Here is a 1,614-nt window from a genome sequence, read left to right on the forward strand (position 1 = left end):
GCCCGCACACGAACTGCGCGACCGGCGGGTCGACCTGGCCGACCTCCGGCCCGGAACCGAGGTGCGCCGCCGCACCGGGCGCATCGACGGGCCCGAGGCCGGCCGCCGCGGCCGTTCGGGGGGCCGCCGCGGCTATATGATCACGCGGCCGAGATCACGTCACGGGGGAGCACGAGAACAGCGATGGCCGGGCAGGCAGTACTCGCACCGCCGAGGGAACTCCGCACCTGGTTCGGCCGGCGCTCGGTGCGGATGACCGGATCCGCGCTGGTGTGGCAGGAGGAACCGGAGGCCTTCCACATCCCCTACGGCCGGATCCACCGGGTGCACGCCGTCCCCGGCCGGGGCGTGCTCTGGGACCTGTGCGTCGAGGTCGACCCGCCGGGGCGCGGCGAGCGCTCCGAGTTCCGCCTGGGCACGACCGACGCCAAGGCCCAGGCGTTCGCCGACGCCATCAACGCGCAACGGCTGAAACGACTCGCCGAGGCCCCGGCCGACCCGACGCGGATCCGCGTCGAACCGTTCCGGCGGCCCAGGCCGCTGCGGCCCGCCGGCTGGCAGCTCGGCCTCCTTGCCCTGTTCGCCGGCTGCCTCACCGAGTCCGTCGCCCTGACCCTGCTCGGCCACCCCGTGCGGGCCGGGTTCGTCTGGGCCGGCTTCACCGCCTGGTGGGTGAGCGCCGCCTGGGCGGCGAACCTGCCCTGGCAGCTCCGCTACTGGCGCCAGCAGCAGGCACTGGGCGAGCTCCGCCCGGCGGAGTTCACCGGCTCCTACCTCGGGGAGTACCGGGTGCACGACGTCCACGGCCACTCCCGCAGCACCCGGCGCACGCTCCGGTACACCTACCGGGTGACCGACCAGCTCGGCACGGCGCAGCGGCACGAGTGCAGCGCCGCCGACGTGCAGGACGTGACGCGGCCCCGCACGGTCCTGGTGGTGCCCGGCCGCCTGTCGGCGGACACGCCGGGCGGGCTCGCCGGCCACCTGGTGTGGATGGGCGTCACCGGCCTGCCGACCCTGGTCGCGGGCCTGGTCGGCCTGGTCCTCGTCCCGGGCCTGCTGCTGCCCTGAGCCGCCGACGGCCCACCCGGTGTCGACCACCCCCGCTCACCCGTGCGGCGCGTCCGGCCTGTACTCCGGGTCCGTCTCCTGCCCCCACCCGACGCGCGCCCTTCCGCTTGCGGCGGCCAGGGGCCGGGGTGTGGGGGCGCTGTGCGGGCACTGGAGATCCACTGGAGGCCGCCTCAAGGAGGGTGGTTCGTGGCGGGTTGGGTGTGTTCTGGTGGATGGCGAAGCAGACCCGCCCCAGGTCCTGTCCGGCCGGACAGGACCCGGTTCGGGGCACGCCGGGGGACGGTAGACGCTCGCGCATGGATGTGAGTGTGGAGGCTATGGTTCGCCGGCCCGGAGTGGATTTGACTGGTGGACATGAGGACGGACGCGCAGGGTTCGCAGAACCGGCCGGGTCCGCTGGTTTCGTCGACTTCTTCTCCGAATGGGGTGGCTGCTGTGGTTGCCAAGGGTGTTGTGGATCTTCCGGTCGGTGCTGGTGTGGTGCTGGTGGTGGGTGGGACGGGTAAGACCGGTCGGCGGGTGGCGGAGCGGTTGTCGGGG

1 protein-coding gene and 2 pseudogenes are annotated in these 1,614 nt (G+C 73.9%); all 3 read left to right on the plus strand.

The window, feature by feature from the left end; translation table 11 throughout:
* A pseudogene (locus tag AB0R04_RS38870) lies at window positions 1–85 on the plus strand (AraC family transcriptional regulator); the annotation flags it as partial.
* Window positions 86–183: 98 nt separating this feature from the next.
* Window positions 184–1,071 (plus strand): hypothetical protein, encoded by an 888-nt coding sequence (locus AB0R04_RS38875; RefSeq protein WP_363378902.1) that lies wholly within the window; start codon window positions 184–186, stop codon window positions 1,069–1,071.
* Between the two features lie 357 nt (window positions 1,072–1,428).
* Window positions 1,429–1,614, plus strand: a pseudogene (locus AB0R04_RS38880) (hypothetical protein); the annotation flags it as partial.

This window comes from Kitasatospora sp. NPDC056731, assembly GCF_040687675.1.
Classification (GTDB): domain Bacteria; phylum Actinomycetota; class Actinomycetes; order Streptomycetales; family Streptomycetaceae; genus Kitasatospora.

Coding starts and splice junctions, on each gene's coding strand:
- AB0R04_RS38875 (WP_363378902.1), top strand. CDS start 184: ATGGCCGGGCAGGCAGTACTCGCACCGCCGAGGGAACTCCGCACCTGG.